This is a genomic window from Xanthomonas sp. GW (genome assembly GCF_014236815.1).
In the GTDB taxonomy this organism is placed as follows: domain Bacteria; phylum Pseudomonadota; class Gammaproteobacteria; order Xanthomonadales; family Xanthomonadaceae; genus Xanthomonas_A.
On the sequence record NZ_CP051189.1, the window covers coordinates 3,951,051 to 3,977,779 of the forward strand.

At 66.3% G+C, this 26,729-nt stretch carries 28 protein-coding genes; 6 read left to right on the top strand and 22 right to left on the bottom strand.

Features of this window, described 5'->3' with window-relative positions:
• Window positions 1-353: 353 nt before the first annotated feature.
• The 5 genes from HEP73_RS16955 to HEP73_RS16975 all read right to left on the bottom strand — a co-directional run bounded on the left by HEP73_RS16955 (window position 354) and on the right by HEP73_RS16975 (window position 5,825).
• Window positions 354-2,864, bottom strand: a complete 2,511-nt coding sequence (locus HEP73_RS16955) for a S9 family peptidase (protein ID WP_185820859.1) — start codon at window positions 2,862-2,864, stop codon at window positions 354-356.
• A gap of 85 nt (window positions 2,865-2,949) precedes the next feature.
• On the bottom strand, window positions 2,950-3,684 hold the full coding sequence (locus HEP73_RS16960; protein WP_185820860.1) for a DUF4189 domain-containing protein: 735 nt from the start codon (window positions 3,682-3,684) through the stop codon (window positions 2,950-2,952).
• Window positions 3,685-3,844: 160 nt separating this feature from the next.
• The gene (locus HEP73_RS16965) at window positions 3,845-4,831 is read right to left on the bottom strand and encodes a malate dehydrogenase (protein WP_009607498.1); all 987 of its coding nucleotides are present in this window, start codon (window positions 4,829-4,831) and stop codon (window positions 3,845-3,847) included.
• 34 nt (window positions 4,832-4,865) lie between these two features.
• On the bottom strand, window positions 4,866-5,240 hold the full coding sequence (locus HEP73_RS16970; protein ID WP_255423542.1) for a glutaredoxin family protein: 375 nt from the start codon (window positions 5,238-5,240) through the stop codon (window positions 4,866-4,868).
• 90 nt (window positions 5,241-5,330) lie between these two features.
• On the bottom strand, window positions 5,331-5,825 hold the full coding sequence (locus tag HEP73_RS16975; protein WP_185813728.1) for a peptidylprolyl isomerase: 495 nt from the start codon (window positions 5,823-5,825) through the stop codon (window positions 5,331-5,333).
• A 189-nt stretch (window positions 5,826-6,014) separates the two neighbouring features.
• Between HEP73_RS16975 and typA the strand changes: the two genes are divergently transcribed.
• The 5 genes from typA to HEP73_RS17000 all read left to right on the top strand — a co-directional run bounded on the left by typA (window position 6,015) and on the right by HEP73_RS17000 (window position 11,222).
• Entirely contained in the window at window positions 6,015-7,844 is a 1,830-nt protein-coding gene (gene typA, locus HEP73_RS16980; protein WP_003470617.1) for a translational GTPase TypA, read from the top strand.
• Window positions 7,845-7,857: 13 nt separating this feature from the next.
• Window positions 7,858-8,340 (top strand): DUF2127 domain-containing protein, encoded by a 483-nt coding sequence (locus tag HEP73_RS16985; RefSeq protein ID WP_185813729.1) that lies wholly within the window; start codon window positions 7,858-7,860, stop codon window positions 8,338-8,340.
• Window positions 8,341-8,427: 87 nt separating this feature from the next.
• Entirely contained in the window at window positions 8,428-10,044 is a 1,617-nt protein-coding gene (locus tag HEP73_RS16990; RefSeq protein ID WP_185820862.1) for an amidase, read from the top strand.
• A 51-nt stretch (window positions 10,045-10,095) separates the two neighbouring features.
• Window positions 10,096-10,476, top strand: a complete 381-nt coding sequence (locus HEP73_RS16995) for a hypothetical protein (RefSeq protein WP_185820863.1) — start codon at window positions 10,096-10,098, stop codon at window positions 10,474-10,476.
• Window positions 10,473-11,222 (top strand): type 1 glutamine amidotransferase, encoded by a 750-nt coding sequence (locus tag HEP73_RS17000; protein WP_221899354.1) that lies wholly within the window; start codon window positions 10,473-10,475, stop codon window positions 11,220-11,222. Before HEP73_RS16995 ends, HEP73_RS17000 begins: the two co-directional genes overlap by 4 nt.
• A gap of 318 nt (window positions 11,223-11,540) precedes the next feature.
• On the opposite strand, the gene HEP73_RS17005 is transcribed toward HEP73_RS17000, so the two are convergent.
• Together HEP73_RS17005 and HEP73_RS17010 are read right to left on the bottom strand one after the other, a co-directional pair.
• Window positions 11,541-12,710: a mechanosensitive ion channel family protein gene (locus HEP73_RS17005; RefSeq protein ID WP_185823468.1), complete on the bottom strand. Its 1,170-nt coding sequence runs from the start codon at window positions 12,708-12,710 to the stop codon at window positions 11,541-11,543.
• A gap of 510 nt (window positions 12,711-13,220) precedes the next feature.
• Window positions 13,221-14,618: a class II 3-deoxy-7-phosphoheptulonate synthase gene (locus HEP73_RS17010; RefSeq protein WP_185820864.1), complete on the bottom strand. Its 1,398-nt coding sequence runs from the start codon at window positions 14,616-14,618 to the stop codon at window positions 13,221-13,223.
• Window positions 14,619-14,843: 225 nt separating this feature from the next.
• On the opposite strand from HEP73_RS17010, the gene HEP73_RS17015 reads away from it, so the two are divergent.
• Complete coding sequence (locus HEP73_RS17015) at window positions 14,844-16,979, top strand: TonB-dependent receptor (RefSeq protein WP_185820865.1); 2,136 nt, start codon at window positions 14,844-14,846, stop codon at window positions 16,977-16,979.
• A gap of 253 nt (window positions 16,980-17,232) precedes the next feature.
• On the opposite strand, the gene HEP73_RS17020 is transcribed toward HEP73_RS17015, so the two are convergent.
• From HEP73_RS17020 to rplE, 15 genes are all read right to left on the bottom strand, one after another.
• Window positions 17,233-17,745 carry a disulfide bond formation protein B gene (locus HEP73_RS17020; RefSeq protein WP_179570577.1) on the bottom strand — a complete coding sequence of 171 codons (513 nt, stop codon included), beginning with the start codon at window positions 17,743-17,745 and terminating at the stop codon, window positions 17,233-17,235.
• Window positions 17,746-17,924: 179 nt separating this feature from the next.
• Window positions 17,925-18,311 (bottom strand): 50S ribosomal protein L17, encoded by a 387-nt coding sequence (gene rplQ / locus HEP73_RS17025; protein ID WP_003470628.1) that lies wholly within the window; start codon window positions 18,309-18,311, stop codon window positions 17,925-17,927.
• Between the two features lie 299 nt (window positions 18,312-18,610).
• A complete protein-coding gene (locus HEP73_RS17030) occupies window positions 18,611-19,609 on the bottom strand; it encodes a DNA-directed RNA polymerase subunit alpha (RefSeq protein WP_003470629.1) in 999 nt (332 codons plus the stop codon).
• 50 nt (window positions 19,610-19,659) lie between these two features.
• Window positions 19,660-20,289 carry a 30S ribosomal protein S4 gene (gene rpsD / locus HEP73_RS17035; RefSeq protein ID WP_010340454.1) on the bottom strand — a complete coding sequence of 210 codons (630 nt, stop codon included), beginning with the start codon at window positions 20,287-20,289 and terminating at the stop codon, window positions 19,660-19,662.
• Window positions 20,290-20,303: 14 nt separating this feature from the next.
• On the bottom strand, window positions 20,304-20,696 hold the full coding sequence (rpsK, locus tag HEP73_RS17040) for a 30S ribosomal protein S11 (RefSeq protein ID WP_179570576.1): 393 nt from the start codon (window positions 20,694-20,696) through the stop codon (window positions 20,304-20,306).
• Window positions 20,697-20,705: 9 nt separating this feature from the next.
• Window positions 20,706-21,062, bottom strand: coding sequence for a 30S ribosomal protein S13 (gene rpsM / locus HEP73_RS17045; protein WP_145701687.1), 357 nt, complete (start codon window positions 21,060-21,062; stop codon window positions 20,706-20,708).
• Between the two features lie 340 nt (window positions 21,063-21,402).
• Complete coding sequence (gene secY, locus HEP73_RS17050; protein ID WP_185820866.1) at window positions 21,403-22,773, bottom strand: preprotein translocase subunit SecY; 1,371 nt, start codon at window positions 22,771-22,773, stop codon at window positions 21,403-21,405.
• A 7-nt stretch (window positions 22,774-22,780) separates the two neighbouring features.
• Window positions 22,781-23,224, bottom strand: a complete 444-nt coding sequence (gene rplO, locus HEP73_RS17055) for a 50S ribosomal protein L15 (protein WP_185820867.1) — start codon at window positions 23,222-23,224, stop codon at window positions 22,781-22,783.
• Between the two features lie 6 nt (window positions 23,225-23,230).
• Window positions 23,231-23,422: a 50S ribosomal protein L30 gene (gene rpmD / locus HEP73_RS17060; protein ID WP_057649282.1), complete on the bottom strand. Its 192-nt coding sequence runs from the start codon at window positions 23,420-23,422 to the stop codon at window positions 23,231-23,233.
• The gene (rpsE, locus tag HEP73_RS17065; protein ID WP_104557639.1) at window positions 23,415-23,960 is read right to left on the bottom strand and encodes a 30S ribosomal protein S5; all 546 of its coding nucleotides are present in this window, start codon (window positions 23,958-23,960) and stop codon (window positions 23,415-23,417) included. Before rpsE ends, rpmD begins: the two co-directional genes overlap by 8 nt.
• Window positions 23,961-24,117: 157 nt before the next feature.
• Entirely contained in the window at window positions 24,118-24,477 is a 360-nt protein-coding gene (gene rplR, locus HEP73_RS17070; protein WP_003470642.1) for a 50S ribosomal protein L18, read from the bottom strand.
• 88 nt (window positions 24,478-24,565) lie between these two features.
• Window positions 24,566-25,093 (bottom strand): 50S ribosomal protein L6, encoded by a 528-nt coding sequence (gene rplF / locus HEP73_RS17075; protein ID WP_185820868.1) that lies wholly within the window; start codon window positions 25,091-25,093, stop codon window positions 24,566-24,568.
• 16 nt (window positions 25,094-25,109) lie between these two features.
• Complete coding sequence (rpsH, locus tag HEP73_RS17080) at window positions 25,110-25,508, bottom strand: 30S ribosomal protein S8 (protein WP_003470646.1); 399 nt, start codon at window positions 25,506-25,508, stop codon at window positions 25,110-25,112.
• Window positions 25,509-25,767: 259 nt separating this feature from the next.
• Entirely contained in the window at window positions 25,768-26,073 is a 306-nt protein-coding gene (gene rpsN, locus HEP73_RS17085; RefSeq protein ID WP_179570573.1) for a 30S ribosomal protein S14, read from the bottom strand.
• 110 nt (window positions 26,074-26,183) lie between these two features.
• On the bottom strand, window positions 26,184-26,726 hold the full coding sequence (rplE, locus tag HEP73_RS17090) for a 50S ribosomal protein L5 (protein WP_145701692.1): 543 nt from the start codon (window positions 26,724-26,726) through the stop codon (window positions 26,184-26,186).
• Window positions 26,727-26,729 lie beyond the last annotated feature (3 nt).

The following is a 26,729-nucleotide window of genomic DNA, read 5'->3' on the forward strand; positions in this document are numbered from 1 at the left end:
CTTGGTCGAACGGCGCCGGTGGCCGAATACCTGAATCGAGCCGAGCTGCGAAGCGGCGTCGGCCCGGACCAATCGTCAGGCGTGCCCATCGACCGAGCGCACCAATGTCAGGTTCGCGCAGTCTTCCGACTCAAGCACCCGACCAGCGCTTGGAGTGTCGATCATGACGCCTTGGCCGAACTCCGACCGAAACCATTCCCTCGAGGCCGCGTCTTCCTGCGGGGGAAAGTCGCCGGTGCTGACCACAAAGAGCACTGTGGATGGGCTTTCGTCGTCGAACCACTTGACCAGGTCGCCACGGCGGACGGGAATGTCTGTGCCGGGGTAGCGAGGCACAGTCATGGCACGGCCGACTACCGCTTCTGCGCTGCCGCTTTCGCCTCCGCCGCCGCACGCGGCGGCGCATGCTTCACGTAGCGGTCGAACCACTCCAGCATCTCGGCCACCACGTCCTCGTTGGACTCGCGCGCGCTATACCAGTGCGGCTCGAACGGCAGCAGCACCAGCCGCGCGGTGCCGCCGTTGCCGCGGATCGCCTGGAACAGCCGCGGCGCCTGGGTGGTTTCGGTGCCGGGATTGGCGTCGTCCATGCCATGCACGATCAGCAGCGGTTCGTTGATCTTGTCGGCATGGAAGAACGCCGAGGCCTGCGCGTACACCTCCGGCGCCGCCCAGAACGAACGCCGTTCGTTCTGGAAGCCGAACGGGGTCAGGGTCTTGTTGTAGCTGCCGCTGGTGGCCACGCCGGCGCGGAACAGGTCGGTATGCGCCAGCAGGTTGGCTGCCATCAGTGCGCCGTGGCTGTGGCCGGTGACGCCGATCCGCTGGCGATCGACCACGCCCAGTTCCACCGCCTTGTCTACCGCCGCGGTGGCGTTGTCCACCAGCTGCTGCAGATAGGTGTCGTAGGCGGTCTTGGGATCGCCGACGATCGGGAACGCGGTGTCGTCGATGATCGCGTAGCCGGCCAGCAACAGCAGCTGGTAGGAGCTCAGGCGGGTGAAATCGCGCTCGTTGGCGCCGCTGACCTGGCCGGCCTTGGACGGGTCGGCGTAGTCCAGCGGATAGGCGTACAGGATCGCCGGCACCCGCGTGCCTTCCTTGTAGCCCGGCGGCGTGTACAGGGTGAACGACAGTTCCACGCCGTCCTTGCGCTTGTAGGTCACCAGCCGCTTCTTGATCTGCCGTACCAGCGGCGTGGGATCGGGGAAGCGGGTGACCGGCGCGACGCTCGATGCGTAGACCGCGTCGCCCGCCGCCGCACCGGGCTGCGCCTGGCCCAGCGCGCGCAGGTACACGTTCGGCGGATCGGTCGGCGACTGGCGCCAGGTCAGCAGCCGGGTGGTGTCGTCGCCGGCGAACCCGGCGAACACCTCGTCGACGCTGGCATCGCTGCGGAACAGGCGCTCGGTCTTGCCGCTGGCCAGGTCGTAGCGGTCCAGGAACGCGCGGTCGCCGGCCGGCGTGGCGCCCTGCCCGCTCAGGAACAGCGCGCCGCGGTCCTCGTGCAGCACCGCTTCGCCGTTGGCCAGCACGCGCAGTTCCGGGGTGCCGGGATCGGCGTACAGGTCGTCGGTGGACAGATCGAACAGCACGCGCCCGGGCGTGCCGGCGCGGTCGGCGTCGAGCAGCGTGGTGCGCCGCCAATGGCGGTTCTCGTCGTATTCGTCCAGCAGCGCCTGCCCGCCCTGGGCGAACCAGGACAGGCCGGCGTAGCGCTGGGTCACCCGCGCCAGCTCGCGCGGCTTGGCGGTGAACGGCGCCGCCAGGGTCAGCAGTTTGTCGCGCGCGGGCACGGTGGCCTTCCAGTCGCCGCCGTCCAGCGCCTCGGCCCAGACCAGCGTGGCCGGCTGGTTGGCCCGCCAGGAATACGCACGCGGACCGGTCGGCACGCCCTGCACCGGCACCCGGTCGGCGACCGGCAGATCGGCCAGCACGCGCTCGCCGCCATTGGACAGATCCAGCACCGCCACATCGTGGGCGAAACGCGCATAGGTGGTGACGTAGGAATACGGCCGCTTGAGCCGCTCCACGCGCACATGGCGGCCGTCGGGCGCGCCATCGACCGCGGTATAGACCGCCGGCGCGCCGACCTTGCTCTGCTTGCCGCTGGCCGCATCGACGGTGAGCAACTGCGAGGTGGCGTAATACGCGAACAACGCCTCGTCCTCGGGACTGGACAGCGTATCGCGCGCCTCGTAGGTGCTGCTCTCGCCCTTGCCCTGGATGGTTTCCTTGACCTCCGGACCCGGCGGCACCGCGGCCTTGCGCGGCGCCGCGCCCAGGTCCTGCGGCACGGTCTTCAGCAGCAGCGTGTCGCTGCCGCCCAGCCACTGGATCTCGCCGCCCAGCACCGGGTTGAGCTGCACACCGTCGATGCGGCGCACGTTGCCGGTGGCGACGTCGCCCAGCCACAGCTCGACGCGGTCGGCGGCGGTGTTGTTGAAGGCGAAACGGCGCCCGTCCGGCGACCACACGGGCAGCGCCGGACAGGCACCGGCCGGCAGGGTCACCGCGGTCTGCTTGCCGCTGGCCACATCGACCAGGCTGAAGCCTTCCAGGCAGGCACGGATGCCGTAGCCGTTGGACATGTCGTGGCGGCTGTGGCTGCGTGGCTCCACGCGCACGCCGGCCAGCTTCAGGTACGGCTCGGCGACGCGCGCGATCGGCGGATACTGGGTGCGCTGCACCAGCAGCAGGGTCTTGCCGGTGGGATCCAGGCGCGGCGACGGATTCAACGGCGCGCGCATGACTCCCAACAGCGGCTCGGGCGGCTGCCGGTAACCGCTGTCGGCGGCCGCAGCGGCGAACGGCAACAGGCTGGCGACGGCCAGCACCCCGATCCAGCGATACGGCACGAGCATAAGGTTGTTCCCCTGGCGAATGGCCGAGGCAACGTAGCACACCGCCGCGCCGCAGGGCCGCCGCGAGCAGCGCCGGCGCGGCGCCCTAGTGCGCGGCCTTGCCGGTCTCGGCCACGATCTCGCACTTGGCCTTGCCGCCCTGCTCGGCGGCGCAATACTTTTTCGCGGCCCGACGCGCCTGTCCGGCGCTGTTGCCTTCGGAGGCATACAGCTCGCCGTCTGCGCCGAGGGCCATCGCCGCATGGGCAAGCTGGTGCACGTAGGCAAAGCAATCCGGCTCGCCACCGCACAGCTGCAGCACGGCCTGCCGGGCATCGCGGCGGCGCGCGCCGCCGGCCGCAGCGTAGGCCTTCTGCTGCTTGCCGTTGTAGCCGAGCGCGCTGAAGGGCCAGTACACCGCGCGGCCGCCGCTGCCGGCCGAGACCACGACGTCGCAGCGCGCACCGGGCCTGGCCAGCACGCATTGCCGCACCGCCTCATCCGCCGTGGCGGCGTAGCCGATGGCGTCGTCGTCGGAAGCGGCCAGGTAGAAGTAATCGTCGTAGAAACTCACCACCAGGCAGGACGGTCCGCAGTCGCGTTGCGCAGCCGCCTTGGCTTGGTCGGCGTCGCTGTAGTTCCACACCGACCCCATCGCCCGGCTCGCCGGATCCAACGCGACCGCGCCGGCCAACCACTCGCACTGGCTTTGCAGCACGGGCTGATTGTTGGCGTACATGCCGACCACCACGTCCTGGCAGGACTGCCAGGCCTTGGCCGATCCCGACCATCCCAATGCCGCAGCCATCAGCAGCAGCAAGCCCCACATCCGTTGGTTCATTCGTGCCTTCCATGCCCGTTTCGAGTCGCGCATTCTAAACGCTGCCGATTGCGCATTGGGAACAATCGCGCATGCGCCCACGCCGCGAGGCGGCGCACCGGCCGACCAAAAAAAACGCCGGGCAAGCCCGGCGTTTTCGGTACCGCGATCGCAGGCGCGATCAGCCCAGCAGGTGCGCCACGCCGCTGCGCTCTTCTTCCAGCTCGGCCAGGGTCTTGTCGATGTACTTCTGGCTGAAGTCGTCGATCGGCAGATCCTTGACCAGGGTGTACTCGCCGTTCTCGGTGGTCACCGCGAAGCCGAACATCACGCCTTCCGGGATGCCGTAGGAGCCGTCGGACGGCACGCCCATCGTCACCCACTTGCCGTTGCTGCCCAGCACCCAGTCGCGCACGTGGTCGATGGCGGCGTTGGCGGCCGAAGCGGCCGAGGACGAGCCGCGCGCCTCGATGATCGCCGCGCCGCGCTTGCCCACGGTCGGGATGAAGGTGCCGGCGTTCCACTCCTGGTCGTTGATCGCCTCGGCGATGGACGCGCCCTCGACGGTGGCGAAGCGGTAGTCCGGGTACATGGTCGGGCTGTGGTTGCCCCACACCACCAGCTTCTCGATGCCGCCGACCGGCTTGCCGAGCTTGCCGGCCAGCTGGCTCAGCGCGCGGTTGTGGTCCAGGCGCAGCATGGCGGTGAAGTTCTTCGGATTCAGGTCCGGCGCCGACTTCATCGCGATGTAGGCGTTGGTGTTGGCCGGGTTGCCGACCACCAGCACCTTGACGTTGCGGCTGGCGACCTTGTTCAGCGCCGCGCCCTGCGCGGTGAAGATCTTGGCGTTCTCCAGCAGCAGGTCCTTGCGCTCCATGCCCGGGCCGCGCGGACGCGCACCGACCAGCAGGGCGACGTCGGCGTCCTTGAACGCCACTTCGGCGTCGTCGGTGCCGACCATGCCGGCCAGCAGCGGGAACGCGCAGTCTTCCAGCTCCATCATCACGCCCTTCAGCGCGGCCTGGGCCTTCTCCATCGGCAGCTCGAGCAGCTGCAGGATCACCGGCTGGTCCTTGCCCAGCATTTCGCCGGAGGCGATACGGAACAGCAGGGCATAGCCGATCTGGCCGGCAGCGCCGGTCACAGCAACACGTACGGGTGTCTTCATGGGGGGTTCCTCTGCTAAAAAAGGGATAAGGGAATCAGTAGACGCGGTAGCCGAGCGGCAGCAGGTGCGCGTCCAGGGCGGCAGTGTCGTAGCCGTCGATGACGTGCTGGCCGATCACCGTGATCGGCACGCCTTCGTGGCCCAGGGCGGCGGCGGCCAGGCGGTCCTCCTCCTGCTCCACGTCGAGCACGCGGTAGCGGACCTGGGCACGTTCGAAATCGGCCTGTTGCCGGCGGCAGTAGCCGCACCAGTCGGCGGCCAGCATGACGATGCCGTCCGCGCCGGTGAGCCGCCGCGGATCGCCGGCCGCCAGCGCTGCCGGCGCCGGAGTTGCCCCCGAACTGCGCCACCACGCGTGCACGCCGCCACCGATTGCGAGCAGCACCATGCACAGCAAAAGGGGACGCATCGTCATCGGGGGTCGGGCGCGGCAAGCAACCGGGAAATGTTAGCACGCAGGCCATCTGCGACCGGCCGCCAGGGCCGGTCGCGGCGGCACTCAGGCGTCGAGCAGGCGGTTCCACTCGGCGACGCGGTCGGCCTTGGCCGCCAGCACCGCATCGGTGTCGCCTTCGATGGTGATCTTGTTGATCGCATCGCCCTGGGCGACGCTGTCGACCACGTCCAGACCCTGGGTCACCTTGCCGAACACGGTGTGCTTGCCGTCCAGCCACGGGGTGGCGGTGTGGGTGATGAAGAACTGGCTGCCGTTGGTGCTGGGACCGGCATTGGCCATCGACAGCACGCCGCGCTCGTGGCGCACGCCGTTGTCGGTCTCGTCCTCGAAGCGGTAGCCCGGGCCGCCGCGGCCGGAGCCTTCCGGGCAGCCGCCCTGGATCATGAAATCGGCGATCACGCGGTGGAAGCTCAGCCCGTCGTAGAAGCCGCGCTTGGCCAGGTTCACGAAGTTGGCCACGGTCAGCGGCGCCTTGTCGGGGTACAGCTCGATCGTGATCGGGCCGCGGGCGGTGTCGAAATGGGCGATCAGGGACATGGGATTCCTTGGAAACGGGGGCGTCATTTGGGGCGCATAGGATACACGGCGGCCTGTTTGGCCCGCTTCCGGCACCGCCGGCAGCGCCATCGCCGCCGCCTGAATCCTGAACCGGCAGGCGCGTCCGGATACAGGTATAATAGCGGGCTTACTCTCCTTCCTTTCTGGCGCCGGTTGGCCCCCTTTCGCATGTCCATCGAAAATCTTCGCAATATCGCCATCGTCGCCCACGTCGATCATGGCAAGACCACTCTCGTCGACTGCCTGCTGAAGCAGTCCGGCACCCTCTCCGAGCGCACGGTGCTGGCCGAGCGCGTGATGGACAGCAACGATCAGGAAAAGGAACGTGGCATCACGATCCTGGCCAAGAACACGGCCATCACCTGGCAGGGCAACCGCATCAACATCGTCGACACCCCCGGACACGCCGACTTCGGCGGCGAAGTGGAACGTGTGCTGTCGATGGTGGACTCGGTGCTGATCCTGGTCGACGCGATGGACGGGCCGATGCCGCAGACCCGCTTCGTGACCCAGAAGGCCTTCGCGATGGGCTTCAAGCCGATCGTGGTGGTCAACAAGATCGACCGTCCGGGCGCGCGTCCTGACTGGGTGATCGACCAGGTGTTCGACCTGTTCGACAAGCTCGGCGCGACCAACGAGCAGCTCGACTTCCCGATCGTCTACGCTTCGGCGCTGCACGGCTACGCGAGCCTGGACGACAGCGCCCGCGAAGGCGACATGACCCCGCTGTACGAAGCGATCATGAAGCACGTGGCGCCGCCGCAGGTGGACCCGGACGGTCCGTTCCAGATGCGCATCAGCCAGCTGGACTACAACAACTTCGTCGGCCTGATCGGCATCGGCCGCATCCAGCGCGGCAAGGTCAAGAAGAACATGCCGGTCAGCATCGTCGACCGCGAAGGCAAGAAGCGCCAGGGCAAGATCCTGCAGGTGCTGGGCTTCATGGGCCTGGAGCGGGTGGAAGTGGAAGAGGCCGAGGCCGGCGACATCGTCGCCATCTCCGGCGTCGCCGACATGAGCATCTCCGACACCATCTGCGCCCTGGACACCCCGGAAGCGCTGCCGGCGCTGACCGTGGACGAACCGACCATCTCGATGACCTTCCAGGTCAACAACTCGCCGTTCGCCGGCAGCAAGGAACACAGCGGCGGCAAGTTCATCACCAGCCGCCAGATCCGCGAGCGCCTGGAGCGCGAGACGCTGCACAACGTCGCGCTGAAGGTCGAGGAAGGCTCGGACCCGGACAAGTTCCTGGTCTCCGGCCGCGGCGAGCTGCACCTGTCGGTGCTGATCGAGAACATGCGCCGCGAAGGCTTCGAGCTGGCGGTGTCGCGCCCGGAAGTCATCGTCAAGGAAATCGACGGCAAGCTGATGGAGCCGGTCGAGCAGCTGGTGGTGGACATCGAAGAGCAGCACCAGGGCGGCGTGATGGAGAAGCTGGGCGTGCGCAAGGGCCAGCTGAAGAACATGGAGCCGGACGGCAAGGGCCGCGTGCGCCTGGACTACATGATCCCGGCGCGTGGCCTGATCGGCTTCCAGAACGAGTTCCGCACCCTGACCCAGGGTTCGGGCCTGCTGTTCCACGTGTTCGACCATTACGGCCCGAAGGAACAGGGCGCCATCGCCAAGCGCCAGAACGGCGTGATGATCGCCAACGCCGCCGGCGCCACCCCCGCCTACTCGCTGGGGCCGCTGGAAGAGCGTGGCCGCCTGTTCGCCGCCGAAGGCGACAACGTGTACGAAGGCCAGCTGATCGGTATCCACTCCAAGGACAACGATCTGACCGTCAACGCGATCAAGACCAAGCCGCTGACCAACATGCGCGCCTCGGGCAAGGACGATGCGATCAAGCTGACCCCGGCGATCAAGTACACGCTGGAGCAGGCGCTGGACTTCATCGAGGACGACGAGCTGGTCGAAGTCACCCCGAAGGAAATCCGCCTGCGCAAGAAGTTCCTGACCGAAAGCGATCGCAAGCGCGCCGGTCGCGGCGGCTGATCGCCGAGTTCCCGTGGCCAGCAAGAAGGCGTACAACCCGGATCCGCATGCGCATCCGGGCCTGCACCTGATCGCACTGCTGGAGGCCGGCAAAGGCCTGCTGGCGGTGCTCGCGGCCACGGGTCTGGAACTGATGGGTCCGCTGCCGCTGCGCGCGGCGGTGGGCCGGCTGATCGTCCGCTTCAGCCTGGACCCCGAGCACGGCGCTCTGCCGTCGCTGCTCACCATGATCAATCCCGGCGCGGTACATCTTGCCGCCGCCGGCATGCTCGCCTACGGCGTGCTGCACATCGTCGAAGCCTGGGGCCTGTGGCGCGCCAAGGCCTGGGCGTCGATGCTGGGCTGCATCTCCGCCGCCATCTATCTGCCGTTCGACATCTACGCGATCGTGCGCCATCCCGGCTGGGCCGCGTGGGCGGTCCTGGCGATCAACCTCGCCGTGGTCGGCATCCTGGCCCGCGACCTGGTCCGGCGCCGGCGGCGTCCCGCGCACTGAGCGCAGGCGGGCATCAGCCCGCACCGGTTTGCCAATCCCCATAACGCTGCGTAGCCTCCTGGAGAACGACTCCCGGGGAATGCGCCGATGCGTCTGCTGCCCGTCCTGTTGCTGTGCGGCGCCCTCGCCGGCTGCCGGCACGCCGCCCTGCCCGACACCGCCGTCGCCACGCCGCCGCCCGCGTCGGCCGCGTTCGCCCATGCCGAAGCCGACATCGCCACGCTGCAGGCGCAGATGGCGCGCGGCACGCTCGACAGCGCCGGCCTGACCGCGGCCTACCTGCAGCGGATCGATGCGCTGGACCGGCAAGGACCGGCGCTGCACGCGCTCATCGAGCTCAATCCGCACGCCCTGGACGAAGCCCGGCAACTGGACGCCGAACGCCGCGCCGGGCACCTGCGCGGCCCGCTGCACGGCATCCCGCTGGTGTTGAAGGACAACATCGATGCGCGGCCGATGGCCAACTCGGCCGGCTCGCTGGCCCTGGCCGACTTCCACCCGCCGCACGACGCCTTTCTGGTGCAGCGCCTGCGCCAGGCGGGCGCGGTGATCCTGGGCAAGAGCAACCTCAGCGAGTGGGCCAACTTCCGTTCCAGCAAATCCAGCTCGGGCTGGAGCGCGCGCGGCGGGCAGACCCGCAACCCGTACGTGCTCGATCGCAACCCCTGCGGCTCCAGCGCCGGCACCGGCGTGGCGGTGTCGGCCAATCTGGCCACGGCCGGCATCGGCACCGAGACCGACGGCAGCATCGTCTGCCCGGCCGCGGTGAACGGCCTGGTCGGACTGAAACCGACCGTGGGCCTGGTCAGCCGCGACGGCATCATCCCGATCTCCGCCAGCCAGGACACCGCCGGGCCGATGACCCGCAGCGTCGCCGATGCGGCGACGCTGCTGAGCGTGCTGGCCGCGCCCGACGCTGCCGACCCGGCCACCGCCGCGGCACCGCGCCCCTCCGGCTACGACTACGCCGCGCACCTGCGCCGCGACGCGCTGCGCGGCGCGCGTATCGGCCTGCTGCCCTCGCCGCTGACCCAGACCCCGGACATCGCCGCGGCGCAGGCGCGCGCGGTCGCCGCGTTACGCGCCGCCGGCGCCACCGTGGTCGATGCGCGGATCCCCACCGCCGGGCAATGGGACGACGCCGAACTGAGCGTGTTGCTGACCGAGTTCAAGGCCGGGCTGGAACGCTACCTCGACACGCGCCAGGCGCCGCTGCGCACCCTGGCACAACTGATCGCGTTCAACCGCGCGCATGCCGAGCGCGAGTTGGCGCACTTCGACCAAGCCCTGTTCGAACAGGCGCAGGCCACCCGCGGCGTGGACGACCCGGCCTACCTGGAAGCGCGCGCGAAAGCCAGGCGCCTGGCCGGTGCGGACGGCATCGATGCGGCGCTGCGCGCGCAGCGGCTGGATGCGCTGATCGCGCCGACCACCGGCCGCGCCTGGAAGACCGACCCGGTCGGCGGCGACGACTTCCCCGGCGCCAGCTACGGTGCGGCCGCGGTGGCCGGCTATCCGAGCCTGACGGTGCCGATGGGCAGCAGCGACGGCCTGCCGCTGGGCTTGGTGTTCATCGGCGGCGCCTGGAGCGAACCGCGCCTGATCGAACTGGGCTACGCCTACGAACAGCGCAGCCGCGCACGCACGCCGCCGACGTTCTTGCCGACGCTGCCGGTCAAGGCGCAAACCACGAACGAGCCTTGAAGCGGTATCGCCGGAACGACACGAGGCGACGACACCGCCAAGGCTGCCAAGATGCGTGCTTTCTCGGCTGTTGCGGCATCCGACGCCCGTGGCCGTAAGTCCAATGCGTTTTTCAGCAGTCGGCGTGGCGTAGCGGGTCACCTGCTGGGTGACAGCAGCTCGAACCACGTAGCGGCAAAGAGCCTGCGAGACAGCAATGCAGACGCCAAGAATATTCAACGCAAGCAAAAGCGGCGCCGCTTCGCGACGGATGTCATCTCGAAAATCAGCCCGCATTTGGATGGGCGGATCAAAATCCGCAACACTCGGCTCGAGCGCGATCCAAAAGTTATCATTACGCATCGCAAGAAGAATTTTTCGCACTTCCTAGCCATTCGAGCAATGAAGCTCGCACTGGATTTTCACCCCGAAAAGCAATCACTTTCACAATGAAATCAAAAACCAAGGCCAGAACATTGAAAGTTCATTTTGTGATGCATGAGTCCTTCGAAGCACCCGGTGCGTTTGCGGACTGGGTAGACGCTCGGGGCTATCAATCCAGCTACTCCCGTGTATACCAATATGACGCCCTGCCGGCCGATACAGAGTCGTTCGATCTTCTGGTAGTGCTGGGCGGCCCACAGGATCCCGGCACTTCACTTGAGCAATGTCCTCACTTCAATGCCCTGGCCGAGCGCGAACTCATCAGCAAAGCCATCGCCGACGGGCGCGCCGTCGTGGGCGTTTGCCTTGGATCGCAGCTGATCGGCGAAGCGCTGCATGCGCCCTTTGCGCACAGCCCAGAAAAGGAAATTGGCAAATTTCCGATCCAGCTGACCGAGGAAGGCTTGGCCAATCCGAAGTTTTCGCACTTCGGCAAAGCGCTCGATGTCGGCCATTGGCACAACGACATGCCAGGCCTCACCGAAAACGCCAAGATCATCGCGTACAGCGAAGGCTGCCCGCGCCAGATCGTTGAGTACAGCCGGCTGGTATATGGCTTTCAGTGCCACATGGAACTCACGAAGGATGTCGTGGAATTGCTGATCCAGGCCTCGCAAACGGAACTTGCGGCATCGACTGAGCGGCGGTTTGTCCAGCAACCGGGCGCTTTGCGGCAGAACAACTACGATGAAATGAACAGGCAGCTATTCGTGTTTTTGGACAAGCTAGTTGCAGATTACCTAGCCACCAAGTGAGTCGAGACAAGGACACGCCGCTGGCCGGAGATGGTGGCGTCCCATTTCCCCGATCAGGCCGGCGCGGATCTCTTAGGTCGGCAGTAGTTACAAAAAGCGTGAGCGTTATGAGTGGATTTCAGCGCAGGCCCGGACTGGAAACGCTGCGGCGGCGCGGGCTTGCAAAGGAATCGAAAAGAAACGATTCGGGCGACACGGAGACGGCCCGCCCATTGAGTTTCTTGACGATCAGAAGCTCCTGTTTCGGAGGCCACACGCGCGCCGGACGTTCCCGATCTCGGCTCGAATCGGTATTCGCGCCATCCGCACCGAGCCGGACTACGCCGCATCCGGCCGCGGCGCGCCCGGATCCTGCGCCACCGTCGCCGCCGGCGCGCCATCCTCGGCGCCGGGCGAGCGCATCGCCGCCGAGTCGCTGGTCGTCGATGGCGGCCGCGGGGCCGCGCGCGCGGTGTCCGAGGAAATCTCCGCGCGCATCCTAGGCAAGGCATATGGATGTTCGCGGGTCAGGAAATCGATCATCCGTTCGCGCACGATGCAGCGCAGGTCGAACGCATCGCCGGAGTTGCGCGCGCTGACCAGCAGGCGCACCTGAATCGTGCTCTCGCTAGTCTCGGTCACCTGGGTCACGCAGACGCGGCCATCCCACAGCGGCTCGCTCTTGCAGATCCGCTCCAGCTCGGCGCGCAGCTGCGGCATCGGTGTGCGGTAGTCCAGCCACAGGAACGCGGTACCGAGCAGGTCGGCGCTGCTGCGCGTCCAGTTCTGGAACGGGTTCTCGATGAACCAGGTCAACGGCACCACCATGCGCCGCTCGTCCCAGATCCGCACCACCACGTAGGAACTGCCGATCTCCTCGATACGGCCCCACTCGCCTTCGACGATGACCACGTCGTCGAGCCGGATCGGCTGGGTCAAGGCGATCTGCAGGCCTGCGATCAGGTTGCCGAACACCGGCTTGGCGGCGATACCGGCGACCAGGCCGATGATGCCGGCCGAGGCCAGCAGCGTGGTGCCGATCTGCCGCACCGCCGGGAAGGTCAGCAGCACCACCGACGTGCCGAGCAGGATGATCGTGCCCATCGCCACGCGGGCCAGCACCCGGGTCTGGGTCTGGATGCGCCGCGCGGTCAGATTGTCGGCCACTTCGATCGGATAGCTGCGCAGGATCGCCTTTTCCAGCGCGGCGGCGCCGCGCACCAGCAGCCAGGTCACGCAGCCGATCATGCCGATATGCAGCAGGTGCTGCAGATCGGTCAGCGCGCGCTCGTCCAGCGGCGTGGATTCCAGCGCGAAGCTGAGCATCAGCATCGGCAGCAGGAATGCCATCGGCACGCTGAGCACGCGCACGATGCGCGCACGCCGGTAGTCGCGCCCGCGCATGCGCTGCGCGATGCGCAGCAACAGCCACCAGGCGAGGAAGCCGAGCACTACCGCGGCGCCGATCGGCAACGTGTAATCGCGCCACGGGATCCAGTCGAGATCCAGGTTCAAGATGCGCTCCTTGAAGGGGGGGAGGAGTCGCGACAGTGTGACAAAGCAAGCATAAGCATCGTGTCGAGCGCTGCGACCGGTACGAACCGCGTCGTCATCGTGAGGCGCGCGCATCGCGCGCATCCGCGACAGGCTCATCGCGAGCGAGTGGAGCCCCATTCCTGGCGCAATCCATGACCGATATGCGCGGCCGCATCGTGCGGGGTTCCTGCCCGGTGACAAGCAACTCGCCAACGGCCTGCAGCGGTCGCCGCAATTGGTGCGTCTTCAGTTACGAAGCTGGATGCAGCAGACACTGCGCCTGCCAGGGCCCGATGCGCCGACATCGCCGACCAACACCACCAGTCCCGCAGCGCAGGCCGCGATACGTGCGCACGGCAGCTGCATGCGCGGCGCCGGATATCGACGACTCACGGGCATCAACGAGACCCATCGCCCCACCATCGGCGCCTGGCGCACACGGCGCACCAGCAAGCGCGCTGCGGCGACCGTGGGAGCGCGCCGTCAGTCCGCGCTCAGCGGCACGCTGCGCCCGTTCTGCTTGCGCACGATCGCCAGCGCGATCTCCAGCGATTGCTCGTAGTTCAGGCGCGGATCCACGCTGGAGCGATAGGCCCGCTCCAGGTCGCGCTCGGTCAGCTCGCGCGCGCCGCCGGTGCATTCGGTGACGTCTTCGCCGGTCAGCTCCAGGTGCACGCCACCCAGTCGCGTGCCGGCCGCGGCGTGGATGTCGAACGACTGCTCCACCTCGCCCAGCACGTTGTCGTAGCGCCGCGTCTTGTAGCCGTTGCTGGTGCTCTCGGTATTGCCGTGCATCGCATCGCACACCCACAGCACGCGGCGGCCGTCGCGCTTCACCGCATCCAGCAGCGGCGGCAGTTTCTGCGCGATCTGCGCCGCACCCATGCGGTGGATGAAGGTCAGCCGGCCCGGTTCGTCCTCGGGATTGAGCACGTCGATCAGGCGCAGCAACTGGTCCGGCTGCGCCGACGGCCCGACCTTGATCGCGATCGGGTTGCGGATGCCGCGGAAATATTCCACGTGCGCGCCGTCCAGCGCCGCGGTACGCATGCCGATCCACGGATAATGCGTGCTGAGGTTGAACCAGCCCCACTGCCTCGGCACCTCGCGGGTCAGCGCTTCCTCGTACGGCAGCAGCAGCGCTTCGTGGGAGGTGTAGAAATCGACCCGGTTGAGGTTGTACAGCTGCGCGCCGGACAGCGTCTCCATGAAGCGCACCGCATCGCCGATCGAGGACACCATCTTCTGGTAGTCCTCGGCCAGCGGCGAATAGCCGACCCAGCTCAGGTTCCAGTACTCGGGATGGTGCAGGTCGGCGAAGCCGCCATCGATCAGCGCGCGCACGAAGTTCATCGTCATCGCCGAACGCGAGTGCGCGGTGATCATCCGCCGCGGATCGGGCACGCGCGCCTGCGCGGTGAACTCCGGGCCGTTGACTACGTCGCCGCGGTAGCTCGGCAGGGTCACGCCGTCGCGTGTCTCGGTATCGGCCGAGCGCGGCTTGGCGTACTGGCCGGCGTAGCGGCCCACCCTCACCACCGGCAGGCGCAAGCCGTGCACCAGCACCAGGCTCATCTGCAGCAGCACCTTTAGCCGGTTGGAGATCGTGCCGGACTCGCAATCGCTGAAGTTCTCCGCGCAATCGCCGCCCTGCAGCAGGAACCGCTTGCCTTCCTGCGCCTCGGCCAGTTGCTTCTTCAGCGCGAAGATCTCCCACGAGGTGACCAGCGGCGGCAGGTGGCGCAATTCGCCCAGCGTCGCCTCCAGCGCCTGCGCGTCCGGATACACCGGCATCTGCAGCGCGGGTTTGCCGCGCCAGCTTGCGGGCGCCCAGGACGGTGAAGCGGATTCGGGCGCGGCGGCGGGGACGGACAGGTTCATGAAAGGACTCCTTGGCAACCTGCGATGTTCGCAGAGCCTGGCCGCGACGCAAAGCGCCGCGTGACGCGCTCGCGCAGCCGTGGCCGCAACCGGTGCCGGGACATGAACGCCAGGCAAAGCGCGCAAGCCGGCCATGACTTCCGACCTACGCCAACGCTGTCACGAAAGTAGAATGTTATTACATAACAGGTTCTTTCCCCTCCCATTCCAGGTCTCGCCCTCGCCATGACGCCCCGCCCCCTCTCCACCGCCATCGCCCTTGTCCTGCTGGCCGCACCCGGCTTCGCGCTAGCCGCCGATGCGACCAGCGCCGACACCGGCCCCGAGCGCACCACCGACCTGGATGCGGTCACCGTCACCGCCAAGCTGGAGGCGGCGCGCAACGCGCTGTCGCCGGACATCGGCAGTAGCCAGTACTCGATCACGGCCGAGGACATCGAGCGCTTGCCGCTGGGCGCCTCCACCCCGCTCAACCAGGTACTGCTGCAGGCGCCGGGCGTGGTCCAGGATTCCTACGGCGGCATCCACGTGCGTGGCGACCACGCCAACCTGCAGTACCGCATCAATGGCGTACTGATCCCCGAGTCCATCTCCGGCTTCGGCCAGAGCCTGGATCCGCGCACGATCAAGAGCATCAAGCTGCTCGACGGCGCGCTGCCGGCGCAGTTCGGCGATCGCACCGCGGCAGTGGTGGACATCACCACCAAGAGCGGCGTGGAACTGGGCAACGGCGGCAGCGTCGGCATCACCGGCGGCTCTTACGGCACGCTCAACCCGAACGCCTCCTGGTGGGGCAGCAGCGGCCGCTGGAGCTGGTTCGTCACCGGCGATTACGAGCAGAACAAGCTCGGCCTGGAGAATCCGGTCAACAGCCGCGACCCCGAGCACGACAAGACGCATCAGGGCAAAGGCTTCGCCGACCTCAGCTATCTGATCGACGAGAACACCCGGCTCAGCCTGCTGGTCGGCTACGCCAACAACCGCTTCCAGATCCCGAACAATCCCGGGCAGACCCCTGCCTACGATTACCTGGGCAGCACCGACTTCGATTCGTCCAAGCTCGACGAGAACCAGCGCGAGAACACCCGCTTCGGTACCCTGGTGCTGCAGGGTTCGCTCGGCGCCACCAGCTATCAGCTATCGGCCGGTCAGCGCTACAGCAGCGTCGCGTTCTCGCCCGATGTCGCCGGCGACCTGATCTTCAACGGCGTCGCCTCGCAGGTGGACCGCAGCAACCGCGCCAACACCGTGCAGGCCGACTTCTCCACCCCGCTCGGCGACGCGCACACGCTGCGCTACGGCGTGTACGGCAACTTCGAACACGCCGTCGCCAGCAACAATTCCTATGTGTTCCCGGCCGATGCCGACGGCAACCAGACCAGCAACGCGCCGGTCTTCATTCCCGACGCCAGCCGCTTCCACGCCAGCACCTACGCGGTTTACCTGCAGGACGAATGGAAGATCGGCAACGACTGGACCGTGAACTACGGCGTGCGCGGCGACCGCTACAAGGCGTTCGGTACCACCGAAGGCCAGCTCAGCCCGCGCCTGGGCGTGGTCTGGCAGGCCAGCGCCGACACCACCGTGCATGCCGGCTATGCGCGCTACTTCACCCCGCCGGCCAGCGAACTGATCTCCACCAGCGATATCGCCCTGTACGACGGCACCACCAACCAGCAGTCCACCGCCGGCGGCGCGACCACGCCGCTGAGCGAGCGCAGCGACTACTACGACATGGGCATCTCGCAGGTGGTCAACGAGCACCTGACCCTGGGCCTGGACACCTACTACCGCAAGGCCGACCGCCTGCAGGACGAAGGCCAGTTCGGCGCCGCCTACGTGTATTCCACCTTCAACTACCGCTACGGCCGCATCCGCGGCGCCGAGTTCAGCGCCGACTACAGCAATGGCCCGGTCACCGCCTACTTCAACGTCGCCTACAGCAAGGCGATGGGCAAGCGGGTCATGACCAGCCTGTACAACTTCGATCCGGACGCGCTGGCCTACGCCTACGACAACTGGATCCACCTGGACCACGACCAGAAGTTCACCTCGTCCGGCGGCATCAGCTACGCGATCGACGACGCCAGCCGGATCGGCGCCAACTACCTGTTCGGCAGCGGCCTGCGCACCGATACCGCCACCGTGCCCAACGGCGGCGAGCTGCCCTCGTACTTCCAGCTGAACCTCAGCGCCGGCCACGACTTCGCGCTCAGCGCGCATCCGCTGCACGCGCAAGTGGCGGTGCTCAACGTGCTCGATCGCGCCTACCAGCTGCGCGACGGCGGCGGCATCGGCGTGTTCGCCCCGCAATGGGCGCCGCGCCGCGGCGTCTACCTGAGCCTGCAGCAGGACTTCTGAGGCGGATGCGCAACCAGGCCGCGCCCGCGACGGGCCGGCCTGGATGCGTGGATGGGCGCGGCGCAGCGATAGTTCGCAGCGGGCGCGCCGCAGCTGCCCGCGGATTCACGCCATCCGTTTACCGCCTACAGCACCGTGTAGGAGCGGCTTCAGCCGCGACAGGGCCTTACCGATAGCGCCTGTCGCGACTGAAGCCGCTCCTACAAGTGCGCCCACTCTCCGCCGACGGCAAGGCGCGCCGCACGCGGAAATCTCAGTGCAGCGAACGCCGCCGGGCCTTGAACCCGGCATACAGCGCGAACAGCGCCAGCGCCACGAAACAGATCAGGCACCACATCGGCATCGACAGGCCGAGGAAGCGCCAGTCGATATTGCCGCAGTCGCCGGTCCCGGTCAGCACCCGGCGCAGCACTTCGAACGGCCCCATCGTCTCGCGCAGGAAGCTCAGCGGCGGCCCGCAGGAGGCCATCGGATCGGGAAACAGCTGCACCGACACGTGCTTGGTGGAGATGCCGGCGCCGATGGCCGCGGCCAGGAACGCCAGCACGCCATAGACTTTGCGCCCGCCACTGCGGGCCGGCCCGTGCAGGGCGCCGAGCAGGAACAGCAGGCCCAGCGCGGCGAACGCGATGCGCTGGAAGATGCACAGCGGACAGGGCTCGATGCCGAGCTGCACCTGCACGTAGATCGCATAGCCCAGCAGCCCGGCACAGATCAGGAAGCCGAACAGGAACTGCGCGCGGAAACTCCAGCGTAACGGGTTCATCGGGTCGGGCTCACATGAACGGTGCGCGCATTATCCGCCATCGCCCGCCTCGCCACCATGTGCCGTGCGTCCTTGGGTGCAGCGAACGCGGCGAATCATGCGCGGCGCAAACCGATGCCCTCCAGACGCAAAAAAGCCCGGACATGCCGGGCTTCTTGCTGACGCGGTGCGGGCCGGATTTACTCGGCCACTTCCTCGGCGATCGCGGTCGGGCGATCGACCAGCTCGACGTACGCCATCGGCGCGTTGTCGCCGGCGCGGAAGCCGCACTTCAGGATGCGCAGGTAGCCGCCCGGACGCGACTGGTAACGCGGGCCCAGCTCGACGAACAGCTTGCCCACCGCTTCCTTGTCGCGCAGGCGCGAGAAGGCCAGACGGCGATTGGCGACGCCATCGACCTTGGCGATGGTGATCAGCGGCTCGGCGACGCGACGCAGTTCCTTGGCCTTCGGCAGGGTGGTCTTGATCAGCTCGTGCTTGAACAGCGAGGCCGCCATGTTGGAGAACATCGCCTGGCGATGGGCGCTGGTGCGGTTGAACTTGCGGCCGGATTTCTGGTGACGCATGGTCTTGGTTCCTATGGATATGGAAAGTTGAAACTGCTGGAGATCGCTGTCGCCGTCCTGGCGTTGAACAATGGACTGCGGATGGTCCGAGCCGGCCGTCCCTGACCGGACAACGCCGCGGGCTTGAAGACCCGTCGGCGTAGTTGTGCAACTGATGCGGCGCGAGGCGCCGCGAAGGCGTCCCTGCTTCCCTCCCTGGCGGTCTTACCTGGACTCCGTGGAGTCCTGCCCGGCCATCCATGACCGGACCTGCAGCGTCCGTGGCCGATGCCGGTGCGGCATCGGCCAGGTGCGGCTGCTTAGCCGAGCATGCCGTGCTGGGCGACGCCGGCCGGCGGCCAGTTCTCCAGCTTCATGCCGAGCGACAGGCCGCGCTGGGCCAGCACTTCCTTGATCTCGGTCAGCGACTTCTTGCCGAGGTTCGGGGTCTTGAGCAGTTCCACTTCGGTCTTCTGGATCAGATCGCCGATGTAGTAGATGCTCTCGGCCTTCAGGCAGTTGGCCGAACGCACGGTCAGTTCCAGATCGTCGATCGGACGCAGCAGCACCGGATCCACGCCGTTGCTGGCCGGCTTGGCCGCGCCACGGTCGCGATGGGTGAAGTCGCCGAACACCGACAGCTGATCGCTGAGGATGTCGGCGGCGGTGCGCACGGCTTCCTCGGCATCGATCGTGCCGTTGGTCTCGATGTCCAGGACCAGCTTGTCCAGGTCGGTGCGCTGCTCGACGCGCGCGGATTCGACCGCGTAGGCGACGCGACGAACCGGCGAGAACGACGCATCCAGGATCAGGCGACCGATGGTGCGGGTCTCCTCGTCCGGACGGCGACGCGCGGCGGCCGGCTGGTAGCCGAAGCCACGCTCGATCTTCAGACGCATGTTGATCGCCATGTCCTTGGTCAGGTGGCAGATCACGTGGTCGTTGTTGAGGATCTCGACGTTGTGGTCGGTCTTGATGTCGGCGGCAGTGACCGTGCCCGGACCCTGCTTGGACAGCGACAGCGTGGCGCTGTCGCCGGTGTGTATGCGGATGGCCACGTCCTTGAGGTTGAGCAGGACATCCAGCACGTCCTCCTGCAGCCCTTCGACCGTGGTGTACTCGTGCAGCACGCCGTCGATCTCGACTTCGGTGATCGCGAAGCCGGGGATCGAGGACAGCAGCACGCGACGCAGGGCATTGCCCAGCGTGTGCCCATACCCGCGCTCCAAGGGCTCGATTACGACCTTGGCGCGGTTGTCGGTAAGGCGTTCGATCTGCGGCCCACGGGGGCGCAGAACCTGGTTGGCGGTAACCGTCATGTTGCGGGTTCTCCTGACGAGCCTCCGTTGCCGGAGGCTCTCCAATGTGATTACTTCGAATACAACTCGACGATCAGCGCTTCGTTGATGTCAGCAGGCAGGTCCGCACGATCCGGCACGGCCTTGAAGATGCCGCTGAACTTCTTCGAATCGACCTCGACCCAGGACGGGTTCAGGTCGTGCGTTTCGGCAACGGTCAGCGCTTCCTGCACGCGAAGCTGCTTCTGCGCCTTTTCCGACAGGGCGATCGCATCGCCGGCCTTGACCTGGTACGAGGCCAGGTTCACCGACTTGCCGTTGACCAGCACGCCGCGGTGCGACACCAGCTGGCGCGCGGCCGGGCGGGTGACGGCAAAGCCCATGCGGTAGACGACGTTGTCCAGGCGGGTTTCCAGCAGCTGCAGCAGGTTCTCGCCGGTGTTGCCCTTCTTGGTCGAGGCCTTCTTGTAGTAGTTGCGGAACTGACGCTCCAGCAGACCGTAGATACGCTTGACCTTCTGCTTTTCGCGCAGCTGGGTGGCGTAGTCGGACAGCTTGCCCTTGCGGGCGGTCGCGCCGTGCTGGCCGGGCTTTTGCTCCAGCTTGCACTTGGAGTCCAGCGCACGCGCCGGGCTCTTGAGGGAAAGATCGGCGCCTTCACGGCGCGCGAGCTTACAGGTAGGACCGATATAACGAGCCATTTCTTATCGCTCCTTTAGACGCGACGCTTTTTCGGCGGACGGCACCCGTTGTGCGGGATGGGCGTCACGTCGATGATGTTGGTGATCTTGTATCCGACGTTGTTCAACGAACGGACGGCGGACTCGCGACCCGGACCCGGGCCCTTGATGCGCACTTCCAGCGACTTCACGCCGTAGTCGAGCGCAGCGCGCCCGGCCTTTTCGGCGGCAACCTGCGCCGCGAACGGCGTGGACTTGCGCGAACCGCGGAAACCAGCGCCACCGGAGGTCGCCCAGGACAATGCATTGCCCTGACGGTCGGTGATGGTCACGATGGTGTTGTTGAACGAAGCGTGGACGTGGGCGACGCCGTCGGTGACGACGCGCTTGATCTTCTTCTTGGTTTTTGATGCTGCGGGCTTAGCCATGTCTGTCCCTTACTTCCTGATCGCCTTGCGCGGGCCCTTGCGGGTGCGGGCGTTGGTGCGGGTGCGCTGACCACGCAGCGGCAGGCCACGACGATGACGCAGGCCGCGGTAGCAGCCCAGGTCCATCAGACGCTTGATGGCGATGCCCACTTCGCGACGCAGGTCGCCTTCGACGATGTACTTGCCGACTTCGAGGCGCAGGCGCTCGATTTCCGGTTCGGACAGGTCACGGATCTTGGTGGTCGAGGTCACGCCTGCGGCTTCGCAGACCTTCTTCGAACGGGTACGGCCGATGCCGAAAATGCTTTGCAACCCGACCCAGACGTGCTTCTGGGCTGGCAGGTTGACGCCTGCAATACGCGCCATGACGCGGTTCTCCAACTGAGTGATGGCCCGACGGCGCACTGTGGCGCCATCCGGCAGGATGGATCAAAAAGTGAACTTGTAAGTCTAGCAAGGTCTCGGGTTACATGGAAGCCCGTGGAACCTTTCGGTTCCGCAAGCCCGGCATGGGGAGTGTGCCCATGCTCCGGCGCCGGACGTCGTTGGCCAGGGTGAGGATCCACCTCGGCCGCCCGCGCTACTCCAGCGCAGGACCACCACGTCGCACCCACGCACGAGACCGCTGCATGGGCCGCCCTTCAAGTGGGAAGACTGCGCCCGGGAACCGGGGGCGCCTTCACCGAAGGAAGTCAAATTATAGCAATCAACCGCGGGCGAAACCGCCGCCGCGCGAGCCACCCTTGAGGTTGGCCTTTTTCAACAGGCTTTCGTACTGGTGCGACATCAGATGCGCCTGGATCTGCGCAATGAAGTCCATCACCACCACGACCGCGATCAGCAGCGAGGTGCCGCCGAAATGGAACGAGGTGCCAAGCTGTGTGCGCATGATTTCCGGCAACAGACACACGATCACCAGATACAGCGAGCCGGCAGCGGTCAACCGGGTCAGCACGCCGTCGACGTAGTCGGCGGTGGCCTTGCCCGGACGGATACCCGGGATCAGCGCGCCGGACTTCTTCAGGTTGTCCGCGGTTTCCTGCGAGTTGAACACCAGCGCGGTATAGAAGAACGCGAAGCCGATGATCAGCGCAGCGAACACGATCATGTGCACCGGCTCGCCCGGGCCAAGCGCATTGGCGATGCGCTGCAGCCAGCTGCCGAAGGTGCTGTTGGAGGCGGCCTGGCCCGACCACATCGACAGCGTCGCCGGGAAGGCGAGGATGCTCGAGGCGAAGATCGGCGGAATCACGCCGGCCATGTTCAGCTTCAGCGGCAGGAACGAAGTCTGGTTCATGTACGCGTTACGGCCGCCTTGGCGCCGCGCGTAGTTCACCGTGATCCGCCGTTGCCCGCGCTCGACGAACACCACGAACAGGGTGAAGGCGAGGATGGTCAGCACGATCAGCAACAGCGAGATGAAGCTCATGTTGCCGTCGCGGTAGGCTTCCACGGTCTGGATCGACGCGGCCGGCAGCCCGGCGACGATGCCGGCGAAGATGATCAGCGACACGCCGTTGCCGATACCGCGCTCGGTGACCTGCTCGCCGACCCACATCAGGAAGATGGTGCCGGCGGTCAGTGCGATCACCGCGGTGAGCACGAAGCCCATGCCCGGCGCGTACACCACCGGTGCGCCGCCCGGTGCGGTCTGGTTCTGCAGCGCCAGCGCGATACTACCGCCCTGCACCACCGCCAGAAGCACCGCGCCGATGCGCGAATACTGGGTGATCTTGCGTCGGCCGGATTCGCCTTCCTTCTGCATCGCCTTCAGCGACGGGAAGATGTGCGTGGCCAACTGGATCACGATCGATGCCGAGATGTACGGCATCACGTTCAGCGCGAAAATGCTGAAACGGTGCAGGGCGCCGCCCGAGAACATGTTGAACATGTCCACGATGCCGCCGCCCTGCGCCTGCATCAGCGCAAGCATGGCTTCGGGATTGACGCCCGGCACCGGCACGTAGCAGCCGATGCGGTAGACGACCAATGCGCCGAGAACGAACAACAGGCGCTGGCGAAGTTCCGTGAACTTGCCAAGCCCGCCGCCGAGGTTACCCATGCCAGCCTGCGCCATCTGCGTGTTACTCCTGCACGCTGCCGCCGGCAGCTTCGATTGCCGCCTTGGCACCGGCGGTCGCGGCGATGCCCTTGAGCACGAACTTCTTGCTCAGCTCGCCCTTGAGGACGACCTTGGCCTTCTTCGCGGCGCTCGGGACCAGCTTCGCAGCGCGCAGCGCGGCGAAATCGATCTCGCCTTCCGGCAGGTTGTCGAGCTGGTAGGACAGCACTTCGGCAGTGTCCTTGGCCATCTTGGAACGGAAGCCGATCTTCGGCAGACGGCGCTGCATGGGGGTCTGGCCGCCTTCGAAACCGGCCTTGATCTTGCCGCCGCCCTTACGCGCGAACGAACCCTTGTGGCCGCGGCCGCAGGTCTTGCCCAGGCCCGAACCGATGCCGCGACCGACGCGGGTGCGCTCGGTACGCGCGCCGGGGGCCGGCTTCAGATCATTGAGTTGCATAGTCATGGTCGCTTATTCCTCAACCTGGACGAGGTAGTGAACCTTGTTGATCAGGCCGCGTACCTGCGGGCTGTCCTTCAGTTCACGCACATCGTTGAGCTTGTTCAGGCCCAGCGCACGCACCGACAGGCGGTGACGCGACTGGGTACCACGAAGGCCGCGCACCAGGCGCACCTTCACCGTCTTGTTGGACTCATTAGCCATGGTTGAGTTCCTCCACCTTCTTGCCGCGCTTGGCCGCGATGCGCGACGGCGACTGCATGTCTTCCAGGCCGCGCAGCGTGGCGCGCACCAAGTTGATCGGGTTACGCGAACCGACGGCCTTGGCCAGCACGTTCTTGACGCCGACCGCTTCCAGCACGGCGCGCATCGCGCCGCCGGCGATGACGCCGGTACCTTCCGAGGCGGGCATCATGAACACGCGCGCCGCACCGTGGCCGGACTTCACCGGGTGCCACAGGGTGCCGTTGTTCAGATCGATGTTGAGCATGCCCTTGCGCGCATATTCCATCGACTTCTGGATCGCGACCGGCACTTCGCGCGCCTTGCCGTAACCGAAACCGATCTTGCCGTTGCCGTCGCCGACCACGGTCAGCGCGGTGAAGGTGAACTGGCGACCACCCTTGACCGTCTTGCTGACGCGGTTGACCGCGACCAGCTTTTCGATCATGCCATCGTCGACTTTCTCTTCGCGGTTGCGGTCGCGATCACGACCCCGCGGTGCACGCTGTTCTTCAGCCATTGTGTATTCCTTGGTAGTTGAAAGATTTACGGCTTGCATGCCGCTTGTAGTTGTTGACTGGAACCGTGTTCCCCGGACGCGCGCAAAAGGCGCGCCAAGGTCCGATGCAGCCCGCATCGGCAGGTCGGGCGCGGCGTGGACGCCGCTCCCGCAAGGATCAGAACTGCAGGCCGCCTTCGCGCGCGGCGTCGGCCAGCGCCTTGATGCGGCCGTGGTAGCGGTAGCCCGAGCGGTCGAAAGCGACCTTCTCGATGCCCGCGGCCTTGGCGCGCTCGGCGATCAGCTTGCCGACCTTGACGGCCGCCTCGCTGTTCTTGCCGCTCTTCAGGCCGTCCTTGACGTCGGCCTGCAGGGTGTTCGCCGCAGCGATCACCTTGGAGCCGTCGGCAGTGAAGACCTGCGCGTACAGGTGCTGGCCGGTGCGCAGCACCGACAGGCGCGCGACGCCGAGTTCGCGGATGTGCGCACGGGTCGACTTGGCGCGACGCAGGCGGGCGATGTTCTTGTTGATGGTCATGTCTGTGTCCTACGGAAGCTGAAGGAAGCGGGGCTTTTCGTTTGGGAGCCCGGCGATGGACGGCCGGACTCCCAGCGGATGGGCCTACTTAGGCCTTCTTGGCTTCCTTGCGAATGATGGCTTCACCGGCGTACTTCACACCCTTGCCCTTGTAGGGCTCCGGCGGACGGAAACCGCGGATCTTGGCGGCGACTTCGCCGACGCGCTGCTTGTCGGCGCCCTGCACCACGATCTCGGTCTGAGTCGGGGCGGTCAGGGTGATGCCTTCCGGCGCCTTGAACACGACCGGGTGCGAGAAACCGAGCGCCAGGCTCAGATCCTTGCCCTGCATCGTGGCGCGGTAACCGACGCCGACCAGCTCGAGCTTGCGCTCGAAGCCTTCGGACACGCCGTGCACCATGTTCGCCAGGATCGCGCGGACGGTACCGGTGATGGCGATCTGCGACGGGTCGTTCGCCGACAGCGTGGCGACACCGTTTTCCTGGTTGATTTCGACGCCAACCGGCTTGATCAGCGACAGGGTACCCTTCGGGCCCTTGACGCTCACTAGCTCGGGCTGGACATTCAGTTCGACGCCCTTCGGGAGGGAAATCGGCTTCTTGGCTACGCGGGACATTTACTTACTCCTTCCCTTAGGCCACGAAGCACAGGACTTCGCCACCGACGCCGGCCTGACGGGCCTGCGCATCGGTCATGATGCCCTTGGACGTGGAAATGATGGCAACGCCCAGGCCGCCGAGAACCTTCGGCAGTTCGGCCTTACCGCGGTACTGACGCAGACCCGAACGGGACACGCGCTTGAGCGTATCGATGACCGGACGGCCCTCGAAATACTTCAGCACGATTTCCAGCTCGGACTTGTTGTTCTCGATCGGGTTGACGCGCAGGTCGCCGATATAGCCTTCGGCCTTCAGCACTTCTGCGATCGCTACCTTGATCTTGGAGGACGGCATTTTCACCGTCGGCTTGCCAACCGCGGCCGCATTCTTGATGCGGACCAGCAGGTCGGCGATGGGATCAGTCATGCTCATGGTGTCTACCTTTGAGTGCACCGATATCCGCTTTCGCGAAAATCTTGTGATGTGAAGCTGTGGAATGAAGCGGTGATATGCAGCGTGAAGCGTCCTGGAGAAGGCCAGGGCCTACCGCGACTCGCCCTGCTAGGCGCAGGCAAGGAGCGGGATTATACGACAAAAAGTCCGACTTGCGTCGGACTCGTTGACGGAACAGCAAGCGGGCGGGCGACCGCCCTGCCCCGGGCTCCGCGAACGGAGCCGGGACCGCCGGTTGTTACCAGCTGGCCTTGCGCAGGCCCGGCACGTCGCCGTTCATCGTCGCCTTGCGCAGCATGTTGCGGCCGAGGCCGAACTTGCGGTACACGGCGCGCGGACGACCGGACAGCTCGCAACGGGTGCGCTGGCGGCTCGGCGACGAATCGCGCGGCAGCTTCTGCAGCTTGACCACCGCGTCGGCCTTCTCGTCGTAGGACGAGCTGTCGGCAGCGATGATCTTCTTCAGCGCGTCGCGCTTGTCGGCGAACTTCTTCGCCAGCTTCTTCCGCTTGATGTCGCGGTTGACCATGGAGGTCTTTGCCATCTGTAAATCCTCGGGATTCGAGATTGGGGATTGGAGAGTCGCAGGAACCGGGACGTGGTGGGCAGCGCCCTTCCAATCCCGGATCCCGAACCCCGAATCCCGGCTGTCAATCAGTTACGGAACGGGAACTTGAACGCCTCGAGCAACGCCTTCGCTTCGGCGTCGGTCTTGGCGGTGGTGGTGATGGCGATATCCATGCCGCGGATCGCATCGACGGCGTCGAAGTCGATTTCCGGGAAGATGATCTGTTCCTTCACACCCATGTTGAAGTTGCCGCGACCGTCGAAGGAGCGACCGGACACACCACGAAAGTCGCGCACGCGCGGCAGCGAGATGTTGATCAGGCGATCCAGGAACTCGTACATCTTGGCGCGACGCAGCGTGGTCTTGCAGCCGATCGGCCAGCCATCGCGGATCTTGAACGACGCCACCGAGATACGCGACTTGGTGACCACCGGCTTCTGGCCGGAGACCTTGGCCATGTCGGCCACGGCGTTTTCAAGGATCTTCTTGTTCGTCGCCGCCTCGCCCACGCCCATGTTCAGGGTGACCTTGACCAGCTTCGGCACTTGCATCGGATTGGTGTAACCGAACTTCTTCATCAGAGCCGGTACCACTTCTTCCTTGTAGATCTTTTCGAGACGGGAATTCATTGT

What these genes read in the sequence shown, in the direction of transcription:
- HEP73_RS16955 (WP_185820859.1), bottom strand. Translation starts at nt 2,864, where the DNA reads ATGCTCGTGCCGTATCGCTGGATCGGGGTGCTGGCCGTCGCCAGCCTG.
- HEP73_RS16960 (WP_185820860.1), bottom strand. Translation starts at nt 3,684, where the DNA reads ATGAACCAACGGATGTGGGGCTTGCTGCTGCTGATGGCTGCGGCATTG.
- HEP73_RS16965 (WP_009607498.1), bottom strand. Translation starts at nt 4,831, where the DNA reads ATGAAGACACCCGTACGTGTTGCTGTGACCGGCGCTGCCGGCCAGATC.
- HEP73_RS16970 (WP_255423542.1), bottom strand. Translation starts at nt 5,240, where the DNA reads ATGCGTCCCCTTTTGCTGTGCATGGTGCTGCTCGCAATCGGTGGCGGC.
- HEP73_RS16975 (WP_185813728.1), bottom strand. Translation starts at nt 5,825, where the DNA reads ATGTCCCTGATCGCCCATTTCGACACCGCCCGCGGCCCGATCACGATC.
- typA (WP_003470617.1), top strand. Translation starts at nt 6,015, where the DNA reads ATGTCCATCGAAAATCTTCGCAATATCGCCATCGTCGCCCACGTCGAT.
- HEP73_RS16990 (WP_185820862.1), top strand. Translation starts at nt 8,428, where the DNA reads ATGCGTCTGCTGCCCGTCCTGTTGCTGTGCGGCGCCCTCGCCGGCTGC.
- HEP73_RS16995 (WP_185820863.1), top strand. Translation starts at nt 10,096, where the DNA reads ATGCGTGCTTTCTCGGCTGTTGCGGCATCCGACGCCCGTGGCCGTAAG.
- HEP73_RS17000 (WP_221899354.1), top strand. Translation starts at nt 10,473, where the DNA reads ATGAAATCAAAAACCAAGGCCAGAACATTGAAAGTTCATTTTGTGATG.
- HEP73_RS17010 (WP_185820864.1), bottom strand. Translation starts at nt 14,618, where the DNA reads ATGAACCTGTCCGTCCCCGCCGCCGCGCCCGAATCCGCTTCACCGTCC.
- HEP73_RS17015 (WP_185820865.1), top strand. Translation starts at nt 14,844, where the DNA reads ATGACGCCCCGCCCCCTCTCCACCGCCATCGCCCTTGTCCTGCTGGCC.
- HEP73_RS17020 (WP_179570577.1), bottom strand. Translation starts at nt 17,745, where the DNA reads ATGAACCCGTTACGCTGGAGTTTCCGCGCGCAGTTCCTGTTCGGCTTC.
- rplQ (WP_003470628.1), bottom strand. Translation starts at nt 18,311, where the DNA reads ATGCGTCACCAGAAATCCGGCCGCAAGTTCAACCGCACCAGCGCCCAT.
- HEP73_RS17030 (WP_003470629.1), bottom strand. Translation starts at nt 19,609, where the DNA reads ATGACGGTTACCGCCAACCAGGTTCTGCGCCCCCGTGGGCCGCAGATC.
- rpsD (WP_010340454.1), bottom strand. Translation starts at nt 20,289, where the DNA reads ATGGCTCGTTATATCGGTCCTACCTGTAAGCTCGCGCGCCGTGAAGGC.
- rpsK (WP_179570576.1), bottom strand. Translation starts at nt 20,696, where the DNA reads ATGGCTAAGCCCGCAGCATCAAAAACCAAGAAGAAGATCAAGCGCGTC.
- rpsM (WP_145701687.1), bottom strand. Translation starts at nt 21,062, where the DNA reads ATGGCGCGTATTGCAGGCGTCAACCTGCCAGCCCAGAAGCACGTCTGG.
- secY (WP_185820866.1), bottom strand. Translation starts at nt 22,773, where the DNA reads ATGGCGCAGGCTGGCATGGGTAACCTCGGCGGCGGGCTTGGCAAGTTC.
- rplO (WP_185820867.1), bottom strand. Translation starts at nt 23,224, where the DNA reads ATGACTATGCAACTCAATGATCTGAAGCCGGCCCCCGGCGCGCGTACC.
- rpmD (WP_057649282.1), bottom strand. Translation starts at nt 23,422, where the DNA reads ATGGCTAATGAGTCCAACAAGACGGTGAAGGTGCGCCTGGTGCGCGGC.
- rpsE (WP_104557639.1), bottom strand. Translation starts at nt 23,960, where the DNA reads ATGGCTGAAGAACAGCGTGCACCGCGGGGTCGTGATCGCGACCGCAAC.
- rplR (WP_003470642.1), bottom strand. Translation starts at nt 24,477, where the DNA reads ATGACCATCAACAAGAACATCGCCCGCCTGCGTCGCGCCAAGTCGACC.
- rplF (WP_185820868.1), bottom strand. Translation starts at nt 25,093, where the DNA reads ATGTCCCGCGTAGCCAAGAAGCCGATTTCCCTCCCGAAGGGCGTCGAA.
- rpsH (WP_003470646.1), bottom strand. Translation starts at nt 25,508, where the DNA reads ATGAGCATGACTGATCCCATCGCCGACCTGCTGGTCCGCATCAAGAAT.
- rpsN (WP_179570573.1), bottom strand. Translation starts at nt 26,073, where the DNA reads ATGGCAAAGACCTCCATGGTCAACCGCGACATCAAGCGGAAGAAGCTG.
- rplE (WP_145701692.1), bottom strand. Translation starts at nt 26,726, where the DNA reads ATGAATTCCCGTCTCGAAAAGATCTACAAGGAAGAAGTGGTACCGGCT.